The sequence below is a fragment of the Isoalcanivorax indicus genome (assembly GCF_003259185.1).
GTDB lineage: Bacteria > Pseudomonadota > Gammaproteobacteria > Pseudomonadales > Alcanivoracaceae > Isoalcanivorax > Isoalcanivorax indicus.
On record NZ_QGMP01000001.1, the window covers coordinates 191,495 to 212,989 of the forward strand.

The following is a 21,495-nucleotide window of genomic DNA, read 5'->3' on the forward strand; positions in this document are numbered from 1 at the left end:
ACAGTAAATGAGGCGCCATTATATCGCCGGGTTTCGGGGCGACAAGGGGGTGGCCTCAAAATCGGCGACTATAGGGTCGGGAAAGCCAAGCCAGACATCCCGATACGGACAATATAAGGCCTAGAGCAGAAGTGAGTACAAACTGATTTGTACCGGGAGGCACCAGGCAGGGGGTACATCGGTAGAACAGCGTGGCGGCGGCCAGTGCCATGACCAGCAGCGCCAGCAGGGTCATCAGCGTGATCGGGAGCAGGGGACGGTGCCGGTAGAGCTGCCACCCGGCGAGCACGAAGTAGAACAGCGACACGGGCATGGCGGCCAGCACCAGGAAGGCCAGTGGACGCTGGTTGATCTCGGGCAGCCTGTCGAGCAGGCCCGCGCGGCTGTCCCGGTAGAAACAGTGCAGGTCGCAACCGCTGTCGCTCACGGCATCGGGATTGGCGCCGTGGTGCAGCAGCAGTCGCACCAGGTCATCGCGGCCCAGCCGGGCCGCAGCCAGCACAGCGCTGTCCCCCAGTGCATTGCGTGCCTCAGGGTCGGCGCCATCAAGCAGCAACCATTCGACCACGGCCACATTCTGGCCGCCTTCCCCCAGATAGGCAGCGAGCAGGTCAGGGACACGTTCATGGCGATCAGGCATGGCCTCGGCCAGGGCGCTGATCAGTGGCAGGCGGGCGTTGCGCACCGCGTCGCGGAGCAGGGCGGGTTCGGGCAGGGCGCCCGCATCCAGCAGCGCTCGAACGCGTTGCAAATCACCCTGCCATACTGCGTGATGCAGGGCAGTGTCGCCCGTGCTGTCGGGGAGATCAGGAGGAAAGCCGGTGTCCAGCAGCCAGTCGGCGGTTCGCCGCCGCTCGGCGTGCAGCTCGGCCAGCAGCGTGGGGTGCTGTCGGGCCAGCAAGGTCACGCTTGCACCGTCCTGGTGCAATTGATCGAGGGTCTCGTCCGGCGCCTCGGCGCGCAGCGCCTGGGCCAGTGCGGCGGTCGGGTCCTCGGCCAGCGCTGGCCGAGTGGGCAAACCGAGGGTCAGCAGACCGAGGGTGAGCAGACCAGGCGTCAGGAGGGCCGCCAGACAGCGCAGCAGGAGCATCAGGAGTGGTCCTGATGCTCCAGTGCCGCCACCTGACGCTCCAGGGCCTCCAGCTTTTCGCGGGTGCGCGCCAGAACCTGCTGCTGGATATCAAACTCCTCGCGGCTGACCAGATCCAGCCGACCGATGGCCTCGCGCAGGACGGCCTGCACATTGCGCTCGACCTCCTCGCGGAATTCGCCGAGACCGGCGGGCAGCCGCCGGCTGATATCCGCCACCAGACGATCAATCAGGGGGACGTCATTCATGCTTAAAGCCTGTTATCGTGGGGCCGCCATGGTAACACGGTGTGCGTCGCTCCGGCGCGTGCACCAAATTGGGGAGTGCACCAAACCCGTGCGCTATAATGGCCCCCGCTGCGCAGGGGCAACCCTGTGTATCGCGTTTAACCCTCTGAATTTGCAAGCGATTTCAAAATAGGCATGGATCGTGCAATCAAGCAGGGCAACGCAGGTCGTGTTGCGGTGCGAACCGCGCAAGGCCTGTCAGGCCGGTTGGCAACAGCCGGTGGTAATGAGCAAGAGCCAGGTGCTCGCTGCTGAACAGGTATGAGGCGTCGCCTCATGCCTTAACAGGGGAACGGAAGGCGCCGCGAGTGCGGTGCAAGCCACAGGAGACTGACATGAAACTCGTCACAGCCATTATCAAGCCTTTCAAGCTTGACGACGTGCGCGAGGCGCTGTCCGAGATCGGGGTTCAGGGCATCACTGTCACCGAAGTGAAAGGCTTCGGGCGTCAGAAAGGCCACACCGAACTCTATCGCGGCGCCGAGTATGTCGTTGATTTTCTGCCGAAGGTGAAGATCGAAGTCGCCATCGCCGATGGCTCACTGGACCAGGTCATTGAAGCAATTTCGAAGGCCGCCAACACCGGCAAGATCGGTGACGGCAAGATCTTCGTGACCGAATTGCTGCAAGCGATCCGGATTCGTACTGGGGAGACTGGCGAAGACGCCGTCTGAAACACCGTCAACCAACGATCCATGCCTAATTTAGTTGACTGACGCTTCCATTCGGAGGGTTGCACCGTGGAATACCAAATCTCAGAGCTGCAGTTTGCGCTCGATACTTTCTACTTCCTGATATGCGGCGCGCTGGTAATGTGGATGGCCGCCGGGTTTGCCATGCTCGAAGCCGGTCTGGTGCGTGCCAAGAACACCACCGAGATCCTGACCAAGAACGTGGCCCTGTTCGCCATCGCCTGCACCATGTATCTGGTGTGCGGTTACGCGATCATGTACGAAGGCGGCTTCTTCCTGTCCGGCATCATGGACAAGGGCGTAGAAGAAGGCTTCGCTTACGTGGCTGAAGAAACCTACGCACCGTCTGCCGACTTCTTCTTCCAGGTCGTGTTCGTGGCCACCGCCATGTCCATCGTCTCGGGTGCGGTTGCCGAGCGTATGAAGCTGTGGGCCTTCCTGGCCTTCGCCGTGGTCATGACCGGTTTCATCTACCCGATGTCCGGTGCCTGGACCTGGGGCGGTGCGCCGGTGTTCGGTCTGTATGACCTGGATGCGCTGGGCTTCGCTGACTTCGCAGGCTCCGGCATCGTGCACATGGCAGGTGCTGCTGCAGCGCTGGCCGGTGTCATCCTGCTGGGTGCCCGTAAAGGCAAATACGGCCCGAACGGTCAGGTGAACGCCATTCCGGGTGCCAACCTGCCGCTGGCGACTCTGGGGACCTTCATCCTGTGGATGGGCTGGTTCGGCTTCAACGGTGGCTCCGTACTGGCTACCGCTTCGGCTGACGCGGCCAACGATGTCGCCATCGTGTTCATGAACACCAACGCGGCTGCGGCCGGTGGTGCGCTGGGCGCTCTGGTGCTGGCACGCATCCTGTTCGGCAAGGCTGATCTGACCATGCTGCTCAACGGTGCGCTGGCTGGCCTGGTGACCATCACGGCTGGCCCGGATACCCCGAGCCCGCTGCTGGCCACCCTCTTCGGCGCGCTGGGCGGTCTGCTGGTGGTCATGTCCATCCTGACCCTGGACAAGCTGAAGATCGACGATCCGGTCGGTGCCATCTCCGTACACGGCACCTGCGGTATCCTGGGTCTGATGCTGGTACCGGTCACTGGCGACGCCAGCTTCTCCGGCCAGATCATCGGCGGCCTGACGATCTTTGTCTGGGTATTCGTCACCAGCCTGATCGTGTGGGGCATCCTCAAGGCCGTCATGGGCATCCGTGTCGCCGAGGAAGACGAGTACGCCGGTATGGACCTTGCCGACTGCGGTATGGAAGCCTACCCGGAATTCGTCAAAGGCAACTGATCCACAAACGACAGTCCGGAAACAGGAAGGGCGCCCTCGGGCGCCCTTTTCTGGTTTCGGCTGCCGCTCCCGGTTTTCCGATGCCGGACAAATCTGTGGCGGGGCGTTAAGGTAGGCCTGTGGAGATAGCAGGCTGGAGCAGCACCATGTCAGAACACGCCTCGTCAGAACACGCCTCACGGCTTGTGCTGGTGATCAATTGCGGCAGTTCGTCGATCAAGTTTGCACTGGTGGACGAGCAGCGCAGTGGCTTTGTGCTGCACGGGCTGGCGGACCGGCTCGGCAGTGATGAGGCCTGGCTGCGCTGGCAGCATGGCGATGGGTCATCGTCGCGGCAGGAACGCGCTCTGGGCCAGGCGGACCCTCGGCAGGCGATGGAAGCATTGCTGCCCGTGGTGCGCGAGTGTGCTGGTGACCGTTTGACGGCGGTGGGTCATCGGGTGGTGCATGGCGGTGAGCATTTTACCGCCGCCTGCAGGATTGACGACGCAACACGCCAGGCTATCCAGGACGCGGCGGCGCTGGCGCCGCTGCATAATCCGGCCAATCTCATGGGGATTGAGGCGGCCACTGCACTGTTCCCGCAGTTGCCGCATATCGCCGTATTCGACACGGCGTTTCATCAGAGCATGCCGGCGTATGCGTACCGGTATGCCATACCGGAAGCGTTGTACGCGGAGCAACGGGTGCGGCGTTACGGTTTTCACGGTACCAGTCACCGCTATGTCACTGATGAGGCGGCGCGGATGACCGGCTTGTCACCGGCCGACAGCGGCTGGCTGTCAGCGCATCTGGGCAATGGCTGTTCGACCTGTGCGGTCCAGGCGGGTGCAAGCCGTGATACCAGCATGGGGTTTACCCCACTGGAAGGGCTGGTCATGGGCACGCGCAGCGGTGATGTCGATCCCAACCTGCATGGTTTTCTTGGTCGCACCCTGGGCTGGTCACTGGAAAAAATCGACACGGTGCTGAATCGCGAGAGCGGGCTGCTGGGCTTGTCCGGGTTAAGCAATGACATGCGCGAGCTGGAACAGGCGCGCTCGCAGGGCCATGACGGCGCGACGCTGGCCATCGAGGTATTCTGCTACCGGCTGGCCAAGTCCCTGGCCAGCCTGTGCTGTGCCCTGACACGCCTGGATGGCGTCATCTTTACCGGCGGCATTGGCGAAAATTCCCCGCTGATCCGGGCCACCACCATCGCGCACCTGAGTATGCTGGGCCTGGCACTGGATGACGAGGCCAACCAGCGATGCGTGCGCGGTGTGGCGGGCGCTATCGAGAAGACCTCGACGCCGATACATGTTCTGGTGGTGCCGACAGACGAAGAGCGTCAGATTGCCATGGAATCGCTGGCCTGCCTTGATGCGGACAGCCCGACAGAAAGAGGGACGTAATGCAGGTTTTCTTTCTCGCCCCGACCGGCTTTGGTGTCGGCCTGACCTCCGCCAGCCTTGGCCTGATTCGCGCGCTGGAGCGCGCCGGTCTCAAGGTCGGTTTCTGCAAACTCATTGCCCAGAACCAGCACGGTGACAGCGGGCCGGAGCGCTCCACGGCGCTGGTGGCGGCGACGCTGGGGATGACCCCGCCGGAACCGTTATCGCTGGCGCGGGCAGAGCGCATGCTCAGTGAGGGCCGCATGGCCGATCTGCTGCAGGAGGGCGTCGAGCGTTTCCATCAGGCGGCAAAGGGCAACGATGTCGTCGTGGTGGAAGGCATGGTGCCGACGCGCAAGGTCAGTTACGCCGAGCGCCTGAATGCAGAGTTGGCCAGCAGCGTGGATGCTGATGTGATTCTGGTGGCGGCGTCTGACAACGACAGCGCCGAGGCGTTGGCAGACCGGATCGAAATCAATGCGCGCCAGTTCGGTGGGCCGGGCAATGAGCGCGTGCTGGGCGTCATTCTTAACAAGATTCGTGATGAAGCACTGCATGACGGTTTGCGCGAACGGTTGCCGCAGATGGCCGACAACAGTTTCCGGTTGCTGGGCAGCATTCCGTGGGACGAGACGCTGAGCGCGCCCCGCACCCGTGACGTGGCGGAGTTGCTGGGTGCTGAAATCCTCCATGCCGGGGACTACGAAACACGCCGTGCTGAACGCATCGTGTTGTGCGCGCGTGCGGTGGCCAATACGGTGGACTTGTTGCAGCCGCGTGTGCTGGTGGTGACCCCGGGCGATCGTGACGACATCATTCTGGCGGCGAGTCTGGCCGCCGCGCGCGGGGTGCCGCTGGCCGGGCTGCTGTTATGCACCGGCTTCAAACCGGACCCGCGCATCATGACGCTGTGCCAGGGCGCTCTGGACGCCGGGCTGCCGGTCATGACGGTGGAGACCGGCTCCTATGAAACGGCCACCAATCTGGATCGCATGAGCCGTGAAATTCCGGTGGATGATCGTGAGCGGGCACAACAGGTTACGGATTTTGTGGCCGCGCGGCTGGACGGTGAATGGTTGCTGGCGCGTTGTGGCATGCCGAAGGAGCCGACGCTGTCACCCTCGGCCTTTCGTTACCGGATGGTGGAACAGGCACGGGCCGCCAACAAGCGCATCGTGCTGCCGGAAGGCAGCGAGCCACGCACGATTCAGGCCGCCGTGACCTGCCAGAACCGCGGCATTGCCCGGTGTGTCCTGTTGGCGCCGCCGGCGGAGGTGGAGAAGGTGGCGCGCGCCCAGGGCATCACACTGCCCGAGGCGCTGGAAGTGATCGACCCGGAGGCTATTCGCGAGCAATACGTGGCCCCGATGGTGGCCTTGCGCAAGCACAAGGGGCTTAACCAGCCCATGGCGCTGGCCCAACTGGAAGATACGGTGGTGCTGGGCACCATGATGCTGGCCCAGGGTGATGTGGACGGGCTGGTGTCCGGTGCGGTGAACACCACGGCCAATACCATTCGCCCTGCACTGCAGTTGATCAAGGCGGCGCCGGGCTACCATCTGGTCTCGTCCGTCTTTTTCATGCTGCTGCCGCACCAGGTGCTGGTCTATGGCGATTGCGCGGTGAATCCGGACCCGACGGCGGAAGAACTGGCAGAAATCGCTATCCAGAGCGCGCGCTCCGCGGAGGCCTTTGGCGTCCCGGTGCGTGTGGCCATGGTGAGCTATTCCACCGGCGAGTCCGGCGGTGGCAGTGATGTGGAAAAAGTGCGGGAGGCGACGCGGCTGGCGAAGGCGCGTGACCCGGACCTGCTGATTGATGGCCCCCTGCAATATGACGCTGCCGCGATCCAGAGTGTCGCCCGCGCCAAGGCGCCGGACAGCCCGGTGGCCGGGCGGGCAACCATCTTCATTTTTCCGGATCTGAATACCGGCAACACCACCTACAAGGCGGTGCAGCGCAGCGCCAACTGTGTCAGCGTCGGGCCGATGCTGCAGGGCCTGAACAAGCCGGTGAATGACCTGTCACGCGGCGCGCTGGTGGAAGACATCGTCTACACCATCGCGCTGACCGCGATTCAGGCCACCATGCAGCGCTGACCCGGACTTACAGCCGGGTGCTGGCGCGGTGATTGTCAGGGAAGACCAGCTGCGGGCTGCCCGGCAGGATCGACGGCAGCTCTTCCGGTGAACGCAATTGGTAGGCGTCCTTGTCCATTTGTGCCTTCATGCCTTCCAGCGTTTGCAGCGGGGCGCGTGTGGAGACGAAGTTGGACAGCCACGCGGGAATGGCGCCGCCCGGATTGACGAAGGTCTGGAAGGTGATGCGGGTCCAGCCGTCGTCCAGCGGTTCGAAGCGGAACACATTGTTCAGAGCCGGGATGCGCACGTAACCGCGCTGCTCGTCGAACACGTCATCGGTGGCGGTGGAGTGCACCGTCACCGCCAGCGTATCCGGGTCTTGCTCGTAATGGCTGCGCACCAGCACGTCACGGTCCGACACCGGCCAGATACCGCGAATCATCACCCGCGCGTGCTCCGGCCCCCATTCTTCCTCACGCATTTCCGTGCCCTTGCACTGGAAGACCCAGTTGTCGAAGTTGGCCACATCGCTGATGACGGCCATGACGGTGACCAGCGGGTGGGGCACTTCCACGATGCCGCGGAACTGGTTGATGGAGCTGCCTTCCACCGGGCGGGCATAGGTGCTGACGTCTCCACGCTCACGGGCCTTGCGGTTCTGTTCCCATTCCGCTTCGGAGTCGGGCTGCGCCAGCAGCGTTGTCGGGAAAAGCAGCAACAAAACGGCTGCAATGCGGCGTAGAGGCATGCGGTACTCCATCTGTCTTGCATCATCGAAGGCGCACCAATGTGCCAGAACGGGAGTATGTCCGTGAAGGCCACATTGGCCGTAGCGCCGGGCGCTCCGGTCACCTTTACATCGGTCAATGGTGCTATATTCGATGGCATGAAAGAACAAGGATTGCTGCGGAGGGGCTGAGAACGCCATGGTGCAACAGTTTCGTGTCGATGCGGGGGGCGTCGGGCTGGCGGTCCGCGCCTGGGGTGATGCACGGCGGCCTGCGCTGGTGCTGGTGCATGGCTACCCCGATAACCACAGTGTCTGGCAGCCGGTCGCCGAACGGCTGGCCGAGCAGTTCTATGTGCTGGCCTATGACGTGCGCGGCGCCGGGGCGTCCGATGCGCCCGCCCGGGTGCGGGAATACCGCATGGCCTGCCTGGCGGCGGACCTGAAAGCCGTGGTGGACGCGCTGCTCCCGGGTCGGGATTTCCATCTGGCGGCCCATGACTGGGGCTCGATCCAGAGCTGGGAGTCGGTCACGAGTGGGCCGTTGAAGCCCCGTATTCTTTCCTATACCTCGTTGTCGGGCCCCTGCCTGGATCATGTCGGTTACTGGATGCGCGATCGGGTGCGGAGCCTGTTGCCGGCCCAGCAGGCCAAGGTGCTGCGCCAGCTCGCCAGTTCCTGGTACGTCGGCCTGTTCCAGATTCCGCTGCTGCCGGAGTTGCTCTGGCAAGCTGGAATGGGCCGTCTCTGGCCCCTGTATCTGAGCCGGGTCGAAGGGGTGACCGAAGCACATCCCAACCCCAGCCAGACACAGGATGGCCGCCAGGGCGTGCGTCTTTACCGCGCCAATTTTGTGCCGAAGCTGCTGCGCCCGGAGCCCCGCTATGCGGCCTGCCCGGTGCTGTTGATCGTGCCGAAGCGGGACAACTATGTGGGCACGCAACTGTTTGAGGACATGCAACGCTGGGTGTCGGAGCTGTATCGGCAGGACATTGATGCCAGTCACTGGGTGCCGTTGAGCCACCCGGACCTGATTGCGCGTTCGATCCGTGATTTTGTCAGCGCCGTCGAGCGGGGCGATCAGGCCACGGCACTGGCTTCGTGGCGGGTGACCGGCGCGGGGGCGGCATTACTGAAGAGGCTGGCGTCATGACAGAGCAGGTGGTTTCAGCATTGCAGGTTCGGCGGGTGGCGTTTGACCTGTCCTCATCGCCGTTGCACTGGATACCGGGTGATCCGGTGTCCAGTCACTTGATCAACGGCATCCATCTGCTGCTGCCTGCTGGTGAGCTGTGGTTCTGCCGCGTCTACAACAAGGCGCTGCCTCTGGTGCAGGATGCGCAGTTGCGGGCCGATGTGGAAGCCTTTATTCGCCAGGAAGCCATGCACGCCCAGGCGCACCGCAAGGGCGAGCAATGGCTGGCGGATCAGGGGCTGGACGTGCTGGCTTACCGCGAGCGCATCGACGCATTGTTCCATCAACTGTTGGGTGATGCGCCGCTTGGTCAGCGCTGGTTGCAGCGGCGTTTTCTGGAGCGGCACTGGTTGCTGGCGCGTGTGGGCATTGTCGCCGCCATCGAGCATTTCACCGGCCTGCTCGGTGACTGGTGCATGAACAGCGAGAGCTGGGACAAGGCGGATCCGGTGGTGGCCGATCTGTTTCGCTGGCATCTGGCGGAGGAGGTCGAGCATCGCAGTGTGGCGTTCGATCTGTTCGAGCACTTGTGCCGAACCCAGCTTGGCTTCTACGTGAGCCGACAGGCGCTGATGGCCATCGTGTTTCCGTTGTTCCTGTATTTTATTGCCGAGGGCGGGCGCAGCCTGGCCCGTCAGGATCCGGACCCGCAGGGGCGACGTCTGGCGCGGCAGACCACGGTGCGTGTCTTGCTGGAAATCGAGCGTATCGGTCGGCGCAACGATAACGTACCGACCTTCAGCCTGATTCTGAACCGGACCCTGCGCTGGCTGTCGCCAGGGTTTCACCCGCGCACGGAAGGGGACACTGCGCAGGCGCTCGCCTATATTGCGCGTTCGCCTGCGGCCAATGCCGGGCAATCGGGTTAGCCGAGTTTCTTGACCAGACTCAGCGGCAGATTACGCATCAGGAAACCGACCGCCGTCCACGGCCATGCCGGGACACAGGCGGTCGGTTTTTCGCTTTCAATGGCTTTCACCAGTGCCTTGCAGCCGGTTTCGGTATCCACCATGAACGGCGTGTTCTTTACCTTCTCGTTGATTTCGGAGCGGATGTAACCGGGATAAATCGTGCTGACCTTGATCGGCTTGCCAAGCATCTCGGAGCGAATGCCTTCGGCCAGTGCCGCGACACCCGCCTTGGTGGCGGCGTAGGTGGTCAGGTTCTTTGGCATGCCGCGCATGGCGCTCATGGACGAGATCATCACCAGATGACCGCTGTTCTGTTCGCGGAACATTTCCATCGCCGCTTCGCACTGTGCCAGGGCGGCGACAAAGTTGGTTTCTGCAGTTTGCCGGTTGGCCCAGAAATAGCCCGTGCCCAGTGGCTGCCCCTTGCCCATGCCGGCATTGACGATGACCCGGTCAATCCGGCCGAGCTCGGCGCGAAACGCACGAAATACCTCGAACACCTGATCGTAATCCATGACATCCAGCGGCTTCAGGGTCACGGTGATGCCGGGATGTTTTTGCAGCAATTCGTCGCGCAGGGCTTCAAGTCGTTCCACGCGCCGGGCGCACAGGGCCAGATTATTGCCACGCGCCGCAAAGATGCGGGCCATGCCTTCGCCCAGCCCGGAGCTGGCGCCGGTGATCAGGATGTTCTTGCTCATGATGCAAAACCTCGTGTGCTGTACAGGGGCATTATCGATAGGTCAGCAGATGCTGCTGTTCGCCCTCGAAGTGACTGTGTTCATTGAATGTGCTCAGAAACGCGCCGCGTCGGCCAAACACCACCTTGGTGACGGTGGCATTGGCGATCACCCGGTTGAGCTTGCGCCATTCGCCTTCCGGCAGTTTCCAGAGACGCTGGACCACGGCGCTGATGGCGCCGCCCGATGTGTAGACCAGGGTGGTCGAAGCACGGCCGTCAGCGACGATATCATCCAGCGCCGAGTGCACCCGGGTACGAAAGGCTGACCAGGGCTCACGGTATTCGTGGTCGAAGTCGCCGCCCACCCAGCGATCCAGCGCGTCTTCGAACATGGCCTGAAAACTCTCGCGGGGCTTCAGGGTGCGGGCCAGATCGGCCAGCATGATGGCGCGGTTCGCATACAGCGGCTTGTGCCGCACGATCAACTCTTCATGATCGTACTCGTTCCAGCGTTCGTCGGTATCCCAGGCATTGCCCAGTCCCATTTGCGCGAGACTGAAATGGGCCGTTTGCCGGTGCCGTTTCATGGCCCCGCAAATGACCCGGTCGGGTGTGCCGATCCGTGTCTTGAGGGCATGGCCGAGCAACTCGGACTGCTCTATGCCCTGTGGCGAAAGCTGGTCGTAATCCCGCTTGCTGAACGAGGCCTGGCCGTGGCGAATAAGATAGATGGCACCCATATCAGCGTGCGCCCGCCTTGATCGCGCGCTTGCTGCGCCAGTGCAGATAATGATTGAACAGCCAGAAGTTCCGGAACGCCGGATTGCGCGTTTGCTTGTGGTGATAGCGGTAATAGATCTGCTGCACGATCACTGCCAGCCGGAACAGGCCGTAGACCTCGTAGAAGGTCCAGTTGTCCGGGCTGAGCTGCATCTTGTCGCAGTAATAGTCCACCACCTCGCGGCGCGTGAACATGCCGGGCAAATGCGTGGGCTGGCGGCGTAGCATCTGCTGCAGCCGGTCGTCATTGGCCTCTACCCAGTAGGCCAGGGTGTTGCCCAGATCCATCAGCGGATCGCCGAGTGTGGCCATTTCCCAATCCAGCACACCGATGATGTGTTGCGGGTTGTCGGCGTCGAGCACCAGATTGTCGAAGCGGTAATCATTGTGAATGATCACGGTGGCCACATCGTCGGGCATGTTGGCGCGCAGGTAATCGCGCACATAGGCCCAGCCGGGGACGTTCCATGTCTTTGACTTGTCGTAGCGGTCCGACCAGCCGCTGATCTGGCGCTGCACATAACCGGCGCCCTTGCCGATATGTTCCAGTCCGGCGGACTGATAGTCCACTTGATGCAGTTCAATCAGCTTGTCGATCACGCCCTGGCACAACTGCCGGGTTTCCCCTTCGCTGAGGGATACGCCCTTTGGCAGGTTGGCGCGCGGGATAATGCCCTTGATGCGATCCATGACATAAAAGTCACAGTCCATCACTGCCGGGTCTTCGCACACGGCGACCATGTCCGGCACGCAGGGATAGACAGGTTTGAGCGCTGCCTGCACGCGATACTCGCGCACCATATCGTGCGCGCCCTTGGCCTTGTGGCCGAAAGGTGGGCGACGCAGGATCAGATCCCGCTCCGGGTAGCTGAGCAGGTAGGTCAGGTTCGAAGCGCCCCCTGAAAATTGCTTCACTTCCGGCGTGCCCTTCAGCGAGGGCGCCTGCGTCTTCAGCCACGCATCCATCCGCGCGATATCGAACTGTTCGCCCTCGCGCACGGCTTTGGCCTGGTCGATCACGCTCTTGTTGGCCGTGTTCTGGCTCATGCGTTTACGCCCCTTTATTGTTTTTCCAGTTTGGCTTTCATGCGCTGGCCAGCCTTGCCCGCTTCGCGGTTATACAGGAAGGGCAGGAACTTCTTGATGCGATACAGCATGCGGCCCTCCTTGTGTGGCAGGATCAGGAAGCGTTGCTTGTCGGCATGGCGATAGATGTAGTCGGCCACCTGATCGGCGTTCATGGAACCGCCCGCCAGCAGCTTGCGCACGGTCTGTTCCATACCGGGTTCCGGCGTGCGCAGCGATTCCGCCAGATTGGTGGGGAAAAAGCCCGGACACACCACGGCGGTATGAATACCGTAAGCGCTCAGTTCATGACGCATGGTTTCCGACAGCGACACCACCGCCGACTTGGTGACGTTGTAGCTGCCCATGGCCGGGGCATTGGCGATGGCCGCCAGCGAGGCAATATTGATGATCTGGCCACTGCCTTGCTGCTTCATCAGCGGCACCAGGGCGCGCAGGCCGCGCACGATGCCCTTCAGGTTGATGTCGATGATCCAGTCCCAGTCTTCAATGCTGGTCTTGTCGACCCGTCCGGCGCTGGCCACGCCCGCATTGTTCACCAGCACATCCAGACCCTGCCAGTGCTGCACGCACCAGTCGTGCACCTGTTGCCAGTCAGCATCGCTGCAGATATTGGCCTTGAGGAAATGCACCTTGCCGTATTCGCGCAGGGTGAACTCGGCCTGCTGGCCGCGTTCCTCGTTCATATCGGTAATCAGGACACGATGCCCGGCCTGCAGGTAGCGTTGCGCCAGAGCGAGCCCCAGCCCGGACGCGCCGCCGGTGATCAGAATGCGTTTCGACATCAATCAGCCCTTGTATTTCATCAGTTCGAATTTTGCTATCAGACCACGATGCACTTCATCGGGGCCATCGGCCAGGCGCAGCGAGCGCGCCATGGTCCAGGCCGCCGCCAGCGGGAAGTCGTTGCTCAGGCCGCCACCGCCGTGAATCTGCATGGCCATGTCGATGACCGTCTGGGCGACGTTCGGACAGATCACCTTGATCTGGGAAATTTCGCTCATGGCGGCCATCACGCCCCGGTTGTCGATCAGCCAGGCCGCTTTCAGCACCAGCAGGCGCGCCTGCTCGATCATGATGCGGGCGTCGGCGATGCGCTCGCGGTTGCCGCCCAGATTGACCAGCGGCTTGCCGAACGCGACGCGCTCGGTGCCACGCTCACACATCATCTTCAGCGCCATTTCCGACAGACCGATCAGCCGCATGCAGTGATGAATCCGGCCCGGCCCCAGACGACCCTGGGCAATCTCGAAACCACGGCCGGGTCCGGCAATGATGGCGCTCTTCGGCAGGCGGACGTTATCGAACACCACCTCGCCGTGACCATAGGGCTCATCATACATGCCCATGGTCTGCAGCATGCGTTCCACCCGTACCCCGGGCGTGTCTTTGGGCACCAGCACCATGGAGTGCTGCGCATGGCGGTTGGCGCTCGGGTCGGTCAGGCCCATGAAGATGATGACCTTGCAGTTCGGGTGGCCGATGCCGGTGCTCCACCATTTGCGGCCGTTGAGCACGACTTCATCGCCCTCGACGGTGGCGGTGGCGGCCATATTGGTGGCGTCGGAGGAGGCCACACCGGGCTCGGTCATGCAGAAGGCCGAGCGCACCTCACCCGCCAGCAGTGGCGTCAGCCACTGGGCTTTCTGTTCTTCGCTGCCGTAGTGATACAGCACCTCCATGTTGCCGGTGTCCGGCGCATTGCAGTTGAAGATCTCCGGGGCAATGGCGGACTGGCCGGTGAGCTCGGCGATGGAGGCGTAGTCGGTGACCGACAGCCCGGCGCCCAGCTTCTCGTCCGGCAGGAACATGTTCCACAGGCCCTCGGCCTTGGCCCTGGCCTTCAGCTCTTCGATGATCGGCAGGACCACCCACTTGTTATCCAGGGACTGCAGCTCACGGTGGTAGTCATGCTCGATAGGGTGGATGTGCGTATCCATGAACTGCTTCACGCGGTCATAGAACGACTGGGCTGTGGGGGACAGGCTGAAATCCATGGTGAACCTCCCGGGTCCGTCGATTGCCATTTCCCTGAGTGTATGGAAGGCTTGTCAATGAATCTAATGAATAGTGTGAATATCCTTCCATGCAAAAACTGAATATAGGCCGCCTCGATCTGAATCTGTTCGTAGTCTTCGAGGCGATCTATCGCGAGGGCTCCATCACCCGGGCCGCCGCGCTGCTGAATCTGAGTCAGCCTGCGGTCAGCCATGCTCTGTCGCGCCTGCGGGAGCGCCTGGAGGACCCCCTGTTTGTGCGTCGTGGCCGCGACATGGTGCCCACCCCCCGCGCCCGGGAACTGATCCTGCCCGTGCGCGAGGCGTTGCAAGGGCTGCAAGGCTGCCTCACCCACCAGGACGGCTTCGAGCCGACCCAGGCGCGGCGTACCTTTGTGCTGGGCCTGCGGGATGGACTGGAGGCCCGCGTCCTGCCGCCGCTGATGCAGGCCCTGGCAAACGAGGCGCCGGGCGTGGACCTGCAATCGCTCACGGTGGGGCGCCGTGAACTGGCCTCCAGCCTGGCGGCGGGGCGGCTTGATCTGGCGATGGACGTTCAGTTGCCGGTGGATGCGGACATTCGCCAGGCCCACCTGATGGACGTGCCGCTGATGGTCATGCTGCGGGCCGGGCACCCGTTGGCGGGAGAGACCCTGTCACTGGCGGATTATCTGGCCGCCCGGCACGTGCTGGTGTCATCACGCCGACGCGGACCGGGACTGGAGGATTTCGGCCTGGCCCAGGCAGGGCACCACCGACGTATTGCCCTGCGCTGCCAGCATTATCAGGCGGCCATGGCGACGGTGGCGGCCACCGATCTGCTGCTGACCCTGCCGGACATGCTGGCCCGCGACCTGAGCCCCCCCGGCGTGGTGGTCATGCCACTGCCGGTCAGGTTGCCGCCCCTGTCGCTATACCTCTACTGGCACATGGATCAGGACGCCGACCTGGCCCTGCACTGGCTGCGCCAGCGCGTCCTGGCCTCGGCGGCGGCGCACCGTTAAAGCAGTACGCGGGCGGCGTTCCAGGTCAGGCCAAACAGCATCAGCGACGACAGCATGAACAGCACAAAGCGGACCTCGATGACATTGGTCAGCGATTGCCACAGGCTGTGCACGATGCGCAGGCCGACATAGGCCCAGGCCATCACCAGGCTGCTGCCGTCCCCGGCGTCCAGCAAGGCCAGTGACAGGGCAATGGCGTAGAACAGGGTCGGTTGTTCCATCAGGTGGTTGTAGTTGTCTGCCTTCCAGCGCGTCCGGGCGGGTAACATGTTCATCTGTTCGCCGCGCGGCATCTGCGGGTCGGGTTTCATGCCCGAGCGGGCCATGGCGGGCAGGCGGGTGGCGTACATCCAGAGCCACATGACCAGCGACCAGGCGACCAGGGCGACAACCGGAGCAATGATCGGACTATTCATGGCCTGTATCCTTTTACTGTTTGAGGTGATCCGGATTGTGTCCGGTTGGTGGGGCCAAGCCAAGGTGGAGAGACAGTGGTGATACATGATGATCTGGGCTGGCTGTTGCAGACCCGTTTGCCGGAATCCGGTCAGCGCAATCTGTCGGACTGGCTGGCGAGTTGGCGATGTCTGGCAGAGCAGCATCCGGCACCGGTAACGCTGGCGTTGCGCGGTGGCTTTGTGGCCGACCGGCTGGGCTGGGCCTTTGCGGCAGGGTATCAGGCCGCCATGCGGGCCGCCTTTCCCGGCGGTGGCATGACCGAGGCCTTCTGCGCCACGGAATCGTCGGGGCAAAAGCCGCGAGACCTGACCACGGCGCTGACACGCACCGCAGTCGGTGTCGTGCTGGATGGCGCCAAGAGCTGGAGCACCTTCGGCGCCGCCTGTGACTACCTGCTGGTGGTGGCCCGCGACCCGGCGGCGGAGGAACAGGCCGGGCGTCCTGTGCTGCGGGTGATCCGGGTGCCGGCCTCGGCACCGGGGGTGGCGTTCACGGCGCAATCGCCGTTGCCGTTCATCTCCGAGGTGCCGCATACGGCGGTGACCTTCACGGGGGTTACGCTGCCGGAATCGGCGCTGTTGCAGGGCGACGGCTACAGCGACTATCTGAAGCCGTTTCGCACCATCGAAGATATCCATGTCACCCTGGCCATGCTGGCCCATGCGCTGCGTGAAGTGCGGCGGGTGAACGCGGCGGGCGATACGGCAGGTCTGCTGGCGGAGCTGGGCGTTTGCCTCGCCGCCTGCGCACATCTGGCCGCCGCATCCCCCCTGGCGCCCTCCACGCATCTGCTGCTGGAGACGGTGCAGCAGCAGGCGACAGCGCTCTACGGTCGCGTGGGCGAACGATTGCTGGCGAGCGGTGATGTGGCGGCAGCGCGCTGGCAGCGCGATACGCCGATCTTTGGGGTGGCAGGCAAGGCCCGGGCCTTGCGGGTGCAACGGGCGCGCGAGCAGCTTGGCCTGACCTGAGGCGGTCAATCAATGATAGGCTGGGCCGCATGAGAAAATCTGTCGGCATCCCCCTGGTCCTCACCGCCGTACTGGCGCTCCTCTTCCTGCTGGGTAACATCCTGGTCTTCAACGCCTTGCCGAAGAGCAAGCGATTGCTGGAGCCGGTGGCCCTGGACTATTCAGTGGCTGACCCCGCCTTCCGGCAGACCATGGATGCAATGCTGCACACGCCGATCCGTGCCGGGCATACCATTGAGCCGCTGGAAAACGGGGAGGGCATCTACGCGGCCATGCGCGCGGCGGTACGCGAGGCGCAGCACAGTGTGACCTTCGAAACCTATGAATTCTGGGGTGCCGCCTCGGCAGGGGTCTTTGCAGACGAGTTGGCGCAAGCGGCCGAACGCGGTGTCCGGGTCAAGGCGTTGGTGGATTATATCGGGTCACGCACGGCGGACCCGGAGAAGTTCGAGCGCATGGAGCAGGCCGGTGTCGTGGTGGTGCGCTGGCGTGAGCCTTCCTGGTATCAGTTGTCGCGCTTCAATCACCGCACGCATCGCAAACTGCTGATGATTGATGGGCAGACCGGATTTATCGGTGGCGCCAACAAGGCAGATCACTGGCTGGAAGACGTCGGCGAGCGGGCCTACCGCGATCATCACTTCCGTATTCGCGGGCCGGTGGTGGCCAACATGCAGGGTGCCTTTGCTGAAACCTGGCTGGAGGCCACCGGGCAACTGCTTGAAGGGGAGGCCTTTTTCCCGGCGATGGCAGAGCAGGGCGATGCGATACTGCAGCTGCTCAAGAGCTCACCCCGCGAGGGTCGGCACCGTGTGCGCCCGGTGTTCCTGTATGCCATTGCCGGGGCGCAGACCTCCATCACCGCCGCCACGGCATATTTTTATCCTGACCCGGCGTTTATCGAGGCCCTGACGGCGGCGGCCGAGCGTGGCGTGCGCGTGCGCATTCTGGTGCCCGGCGGCAGTATAGATCAGGGGTATATCCGGCATGCCTCGGTCAATCGCTGGGGGCCGATGCTGGAGGCGGGCGTGGAGCTGTATGAATACGAACCCAGCATGTACCACGCCAAGTTGCTCAGCGTTGACGATGCCTGGGCCAGTCTCGGCTCCAGCAATCTGGATAACCGTTCGTTCCGGATCAACGACGAAGCCAATCTGAATATCTATGACGAGCACACGGCGCGTCAGATTCGCCTGCTGATCGAAAATGATCTGCAGTCAGCGCAACGCTACACGCTGTCGCGCTGGGAGCAGCGCCCCTGGTACAAGCGCCTGGTGGGGCACGGCGCTGCATTGCTCGGGGCGCATCTCTAGGTCGTTCACGCGGAGGCTTTCAGGCTGGCTCGTGCGGAGCTGGCCCGGCGCACGGCGGCGGGTTTCGGATTGGAAAACACCATCACGCCGTCGTCCACCTTGGTGTAGCGCAACTGGGCCAGGTCAAAGGCGTAGTTCTGCTGCACTTTCCAGGGCGCTTTGGAACCCTGTTTCGGGAAGCGGCCCGCCGCACGCTGGATGTACCCGGACTGCATATCGAGAAACGGTGTTTCCACAATCGATGCGTCGTTCATGCGTGGCGTGCACTGGCGCGTGCCGGTCTTGTCCATGTGCTTCAGCACGCGGCAGATGTACTCGCAGCTGATGTCGGCTTTCAATGTCCAGGAGGCATTGGTGTAGCCGAAGATCATGGCCGCGTTGGGCACGTCGCTGAGCATCAGCGCGCGGTAGGCGGTGGCCTGGGTAATGTCGAACGGTTTGCCGTCCACCTTGATCTCGGTGCCGCCGAGCAGCTTCAGATCCAGACCGGTGGCCGAAATCACGATGTCTGCCTCGAGTTCCTTGCCGGATTTCAGGCGGATGCCGTTCTCGGTAAAGGTGTCGATATGATCGGTCACCACCGACGCCTTGCCTTTGCGCAGGACCTTGAACAGATCGCCATCCGGCACGGCGCACAGACGCTCGTCCCAGGGATTGTAGCTGGGCGAGAAGTGCGACATGTCGAAGTCTTTGCCCAGCTGCATCTGTGCCTGTTTCAGCAGCAGTTTGCGCACCAGCTTCGGTTGCTTCTTGCTGAGCTTGTAGACGAACATCTGCAAACCCACGTTGCGGGTGCGGGCCAGACGATAAACCACTTTCTCTGGCAGGAAGCGACGCAGCTGCTTCGAGATGGCGTCCTTTTCCGGCACGGTGGCCACGTAGGTGGGCGAGCGCTGCAACATGGTGACGTGTGCGGCCTTGTCCGTCATCGCAGGCACCAGTGTGACGGCGGTGGCGCCGGAGCCGATCACCACCACTTTCTTGCCGCTGTAATCGAGATCTTCCGGCCAGTGCTGCGGATGAATAAAGGTGCCCTGGTAATCATCCTTGCCCGGGAAGTCGGGGGTGAAACCGGCTTCGTAGTTGTAGTAGCCGGTGCACGACAGCAGGAAGTTGCAGGTGAAGGTGGTCTTGCGGCGTGTCTTCTTGTTGAGCGCGGTGACCGTCCAGGTGGCGTCCTCGGTGGACCACTCGGCGGATTCCACCATGTGCCCGAAGTGGATCTTGTCGGTCACGTTATATTCGTCGGCGGTTTCGCAGATGTAGTTGCGGATCGACTCGCCATCCGCGATCGCCTTTTCGTTGGTCCACGGCTTGAAGCTGTAGCCCAGCGTGTACATGTCGGAATCGGAGCGGATGCCCGGGTAGCGGAACAGGTCCCAGGTGCCGCCGATGGCATCGCGGCCTTCGAGCAGGGCGAAGGTTTTGTCCGGGCACTGCATGGTCAGGTGGCAGGCTGCTCCCACGCCGGACAGACCCGCCCCGATTATCAGCACATCAACATGTTTGCTCGGCATAGCGACATTCCTGTTATTCACCAGAAAGGGCATCCTGACATCCCCGGGCACAGACGCACGGTCGGATCAGGACAAAACATTGACATTGTCTGATGTAATGGTGGCCCGATTCGGGCGCGGGGGCCAGCCCCCGGCTTGGCTGCATGGCCGCCGGGGGTGGGGCGCTGGGGTCAGCGCAGCGCGGGCCTGGCAGCGTCGATCAGGCGGCGCAGCTCGGCGGCGTCCAGGGGGCCTGGCCAGGTGGACACCAGGGTGCCTTCGGCATCGAACAGCAGGAAGGTGATGGCCTCGGCCTGATGCCGGGCCATGAGCTCACGAGCAGCCGGGTGGCCGGTGTCCGCGATCAGCAGTTGCACCTGTTCTTCCAGGGCGGCGCGCTGGCGGTTCATCTCTTCGGTCTGCCGGGCGCTGGCCAGCAGATCCCGCTCATACACGAACACCAGTGCCGGTTCACCATTGCCGATCTTCGACAGATCGGTGTCGAAGCCTTTGGGAATGGACAGCCAGATCGCCACGGCGAGGGCGGCAATCACGATAATGACGGACAGGATCATGGCGAGGGAGGCACTACGGCGTTTGCCGGCGGACATGATGCGTTGCTCCTTGGTCAATGGCCGGCACAGGGTACACTGCCGGCCAGTGAAAGCCGAGTCGCCTTTGGTCGCGTAGCGCTGGCGCGTGCAACGGTTCAGGGATGCTGGCGCAAACTGATGGCGACCCGGTTGAGCGCATTGATGGTGGCCACGGCAAGGGTCAGGTCGACCAGCTCGGCATCGCTCAGGACCTCGCGGGCCTGGGCATAGACGTCATCAGGCGCCTGCCCGTTGGTGATGTGCGTGAGTGCTTCTGTCCAGGCCAGCACCGCCCGGGTACGTTCATCGAAACCGGGCGCTTCACGCCAGGCAGGCAGTATGTCCAGCTGCGCCGCGCTGAATCCGGCGCGCCGTGCCTCCGGGCCGTGCAGGCTCAGGCAGTAGGCGCAGCCATTGAGCTGCGATGCCCGCAACTCGGCCAGCACCAGCAGCGGCTGGGGCAAGGCGCTCAGGTGCTGGCGTGTGCCAGCCAGATGGCTGATGGCCTTCGGGTTGATGGCAGCGTAATCAAGTCTCATGGGCGTTTCCTCGCGGTTCCGGATGGGGGATGATGTGGCCATTCTCGTTTGCGCTGCGGACCCTGACTTGTAGATATGCGGCGCTGCTCCGGAGATCTGCCGTGCACTTGCCCGCTCTGAGATTGCAACCTCCCTCAATACCGCTGCGTGGCGTCGTTCAGGCGCTCTGGTGTGTGGACGTCCGGCCCGGACAAAAGGCGCCTGACTGGTCTTTCATGCATCCGGATGGCGGTGCCGGTCTGGTCTTCAATGTCGGTCAGCCGCTGAGCATCAGCCACCGTGCGGCTACAGCGGATGGTCCGCCCGGCGTCTGCTGGGAGGGGGTGAGTGAAGTTTCCGGTCGTTTCTGGCCCCGGGAAGGGCAGCGGGCTTTCGGTGTGCGCTTCTGGCCGGCGGGGGCTGTGGCTCTCTGGGGCGAGCGAACACCGCTGTCCGAGGTGGGGCAGTTGCTTGCGGGGGCGGGGCGTCCTCCGGCGGTAGCCAGCGCGCTGGGTGATCTGGCGGCCCGGTTGGTGGACATGACGCCGGAAGCCGGGCTGGCCTGTCTCGATCAATGGTTGCGCAGATACCTGCGGCCGCCGCCATCGTCACCGGTGGTGGCGGCCGCGTTGCGCGCGTTACCTGCCGCCGGGTCCGTCGCCGAGGTCGTGGCCGGTGCAGCGGTTGCACGGCGCACCCTGGAGCGTCATTTCCGCGAGCAGGTCGGCCTGTCGCCAAAAGGTTATATGCGTTTGTGCCGTCTCGCCCAGGCCCGGGACTTGCTCAAGGCGCGCGCGCTGCAGGGCACGCCGATGCCGCAGGTGGATATCGCGTTGCGCCTCGGCTATTGCGACGAGGCGCATTTCATTCGCGATTTTCAGCGTGTGATCGGCATGACGCCGGGCCACTATGGTCGGCGTTACCGGCAGGGCTAGTGCCCTGAAGCGTGT

22 protein-coding genes are annotated in these 21,495 nt (G+C 63.3%); 10 read left to right on the top strand and 12 right to left on the bottom strand.

Annotated elements, in window-relative coordinates:
• Positions 1-55: 55 nt before the first annotated feature.
• Together DKW65_RS00870 and DKW65_RS00875 are read right to left on the bottom strand one after the other, a co-directional pair.
• Entirely contained in the window at positions 56-1,090 is a 1,035-nt protein-coding gene (locus tag DKW65_RS00870; protein WP_111655474.1) for an ankyrin repeat domain-containing protein, read from the bottom strand.
• Positions 1,090-1,338 (bottom strand): accessory factor UbiK family protein, encoded by a 249-nt coding sequence (locus DKW65_RS00875; RefSeq protein WP_111655475.1) that lies wholly within the window; start codon positions 1,336-1,338, stop codon positions 1,090-1,092. The genes DKW65_RS00870 and DKW65_RS00875 overlap by 1 nt, the downstream gene beginning before the upstream one ends.
• A gap of 374 nt (positions 1,339-1,712) precedes the next feature.
• Here DKW65_RS00875 and glnK point away from each other — a divergent pair, with 374 nt between their 5' ends.
• The 4 genes from glnK (at position 1,713) to pta (ending at position 6,831) form a co-directional block, all read left to right on the top strand.
• Positions 1,713-2,051: a P-II family nitrogen regulator gene (gene glnK, locus DKW65_RS00880; RefSeq protein ID WP_111655476.1), complete on the top strand. Its 339-nt coding sequence runs from the start codon at positions 1,713-1,715 to the stop codon at positions 2,049-2,051.
• 66 nt (positions 2,052-2,117) lie between these two features.
• Positions 2,118-3,359 (top strand): ammonium transporter, encoded by a 1,242-nt coding sequence (locus DKW65_RS00885; protein WP_111655477.1) that lies wholly within the window; start codon positions 2,118-2,120, stop codon positions 3,357-3,359.
• A gap of 146 nt (positions 3,360-3,505) precedes the next feature.
• Positions 3,506-4,753, top strand: a complete 1,248-nt coding sequence (locus tag DKW65_RS00890) for an acetate kinase (RefSeq protein ID WP_111655478.1) — start codon at positions 3,506-3,508, stop codon at positions 4,751-4,753.
• Entirely contained in the window at positions 4,753-6,831 is a 2,079-nt protein-coding gene (gene pta / locus DKW65_RS00895; protein WP_111655479.1) for a phosphate acetyltransferase, read from the top strand. Before DKW65_RS00890 ends, pta begins: the two co-directional genes overlap by 1 nt.
• Before the next feature lie 7 nt (positions 6,832-6,838).
• Here pta and DKW65_RS00900 read toward each other — a convergent pair whose 3' ends face one another.
• Positions 6,839-7,561: an START domain-containing protein gene (locus DKW65_RS00900; protein ID WP_162925630.1), complete on the bottom strand. Its 723-nt coding sequence runs from the start codon at positions 7,559-7,561 to the stop codon at positions 6,839-6,841.
• 178 nt (positions 7,562-7,739) lie between these two features.
• Here DKW65_RS00900 and DKW65_RS00905 point away from each other — a divergent pair, with 178 nt between their 5' ends.
• Positions 7,740-8,693 (top strand): alpha/beta fold hydrolase, encoded by a 954-nt coding sequence (locus DKW65_RS00905; protein ID WP_111655481.1) that lies wholly within the window; start codon positions 7,740-7,742, stop codon positions 8,691-8,693.
• On the top strand, positions 8,690-9,604 hold the full coding sequence (locus DKW65_RS00910; RefSeq protein ID WP_111655482.1) for a metal-dependent hydrolase: 915 nt from the start codon (positions 8,690-8,692) through the stop codon (positions 9,602-9,604). Before DKW65_RS00905 ends, DKW65_RS00910 begins: the two co-directional genes overlap by 4 nt.
• Here the strand turns inward: DKW65_RS00910 and DKW65_RS00915 are convergent.
• Genes DKW65_RS00915 through DKW65_RS00935 form a run of 5 tightly spaced genes read right to left on the bottom strand, consistent with a single transcriptional unit; the run spans position 9,601 to position 14,191 of the window.
• Positions 9,601-10,347, bottom strand: a complete 747-nt coding sequence (locus DKW65_RS00915) for an SDR family oxidoreductase (protein ID WP_111655483.1) — start codon at positions 10,345-10,347, stop codon at positions 9,601-9,603. The genes DKW65_RS00910 and DKW65_RS00915 overlap by 4 nt on opposite strands.
• 31 nt (positions 10,348-10,378) lie before the next feature.
• Entirely contained in the window at positions 10,379-11,068 is a 690-nt protein-coding gene (locus tag DKW65_RS00920; protein ID WP_111655484.1) for a histidine phosphatase family protein, read from the bottom strand.
• A 1-nt stretch (position 11,069) separates the two neighbouring features.
• Positions 11,070-12,155: a phosphotransferase family protein gene (locus DKW65_RS00925; protein ID WP_111655485.1), complete on the bottom strand. Its 1,086-nt coding sequence runs from the start codon at positions 12,153-12,155 to the stop codon at positions 11,070-11,072.
• Between the two features lie 14 nt (positions 12,156-12,169).
• Positions 12,170-12,979, bottom strand: a complete 810-nt coding sequence (locus DKW65_RS00930) for an SDR family oxidoreductase (RefSeq protein WP_111655486.1) — start codon at positions 12,977-12,979, stop codon at positions 12,170-12,172.
• A gap of 3 nt (positions 12,980-12,982) precedes the next feature.
• Complete coding sequence (locus DKW65_RS00935) at positions 12,983-14,191, bottom strand: acyl-CoA dehydrogenase family protein (protein ID WP_111655487.1); 1,209 nt, start codon at positions 14,189-14,191, stop codon at positions 12,983-12,985.
• An 89-nt stretch (positions 14,192-14,280) separates the two neighbouring features.
• Between DKW65_RS00935 and DKW65_RS00940 the strand changes: the two genes are divergently transcribed.
• On the top strand, positions 14,281-15,195 hold the full coding sequence (locus tag DKW65_RS00940; RefSeq protein ID WP_111655488.1) for a LysR family transcriptional regulator: 915 nt from the start codon (positions 14,281-14,283) through the stop codon (positions 15,193-15,195).
• Here the strand turns inward: DKW65_RS00940 and DKW65_RS00945 are convergent.
• Positions 15,192-15,611, bottom strand: coding sequence for an MAPEG family protein (locus DKW65_RS00945; protein ID WP_111655489.1), 420 nt, complete (start codon positions 15,609-15,611; stop codon positions 15,192-15,194). The genes DKW65_RS00940 and DKW65_RS00945 overlap by 4 nt on opposite strands.
• 75 nt (positions 15,612-15,686) lie before the next feature.
• Between DKW65_RS00945 and DKW65_RS00950 the strand changes: the two genes are divergently transcribed.
• Entirely contained in the window at positions 15,687-16,625 is a 939-nt protein-coding gene (locus DKW65_RS00950) for an acyl-CoA dehydrogenase family protein (RefSeq protein WP_111655490.1), read from the top strand.
• 29 nt (positions 16,626-16,654) lie between these two features.
• On the top strand, positions 16,655-17,938 hold the full coding sequence (locus DKW65_RS00955; protein ID WP_111655491.1) for a phospholipase D-like domain-containing protein: 1,284 nt from the start codon (positions 16,655-16,657) through the stop codon (positions 17,936-17,938).
• A 5-nt stretch (positions 17,939-17,943) separates the two neighbouring features.
• On the opposite strand, the gene DKW65_RS00960 is transcribed toward DKW65_RS00955, so the two are convergent.
• From DKW65_RS00960 to DKW65_RS00970, 3 genes are all read right to left on the bottom strand, one after another.
• A complete protein-coding gene (locus DKW65_RS00960; protein WP_111655492.1) occupies positions 17,944-19,455 on the bottom strand; it encodes a flavin-containing monooxygenase in 1,512 nt (503 codons plus the stop codon).
• A 170-nt stretch (positions 19,456-19,625) separates the two neighbouring features.
• Positions 19,626-20,045, bottom strand: coding sequence for a hypothetical protein (locus tag DKW65_RS00965; RefSeq protein WP_111655493.1), 420 nt, complete (start codon positions 20,043-20,045; stop codon positions 19,626-19,628).
• Between the two features lie 98 nt (positions 20,046-20,143).
• Positions 20,144-20,566: a carboxymuconolactone decarboxylase family protein gene (locus tag DKW65_RS00970; RefSeq protein ID WP_111655494.1), complete on the bottom strand. Its 423-nt coding sequence runs from the start codon at positions 20,564-20,566 to the stop codon at positions 20,144-20,146.
• 32 nt (positions 20,567-20,598) lie between these two features.
• Here DKW65_RS00970 and DKW65_RS00975 point away from each other — a divergent pair, with 32 nt between their 5' ends.
• Positions 20,599-21,480, top strand: coding sequence for a helix-turn-helix domain-containing protein (locus DKW65_RS00975; RefSeq protein WP_342767599.1), 882 nt, complete (start codon positions 20,599-20,601; stop codon positions 21,478-21,480).
• Positions 21,481-21,495 lie beyond the last annotated feature (15 nt).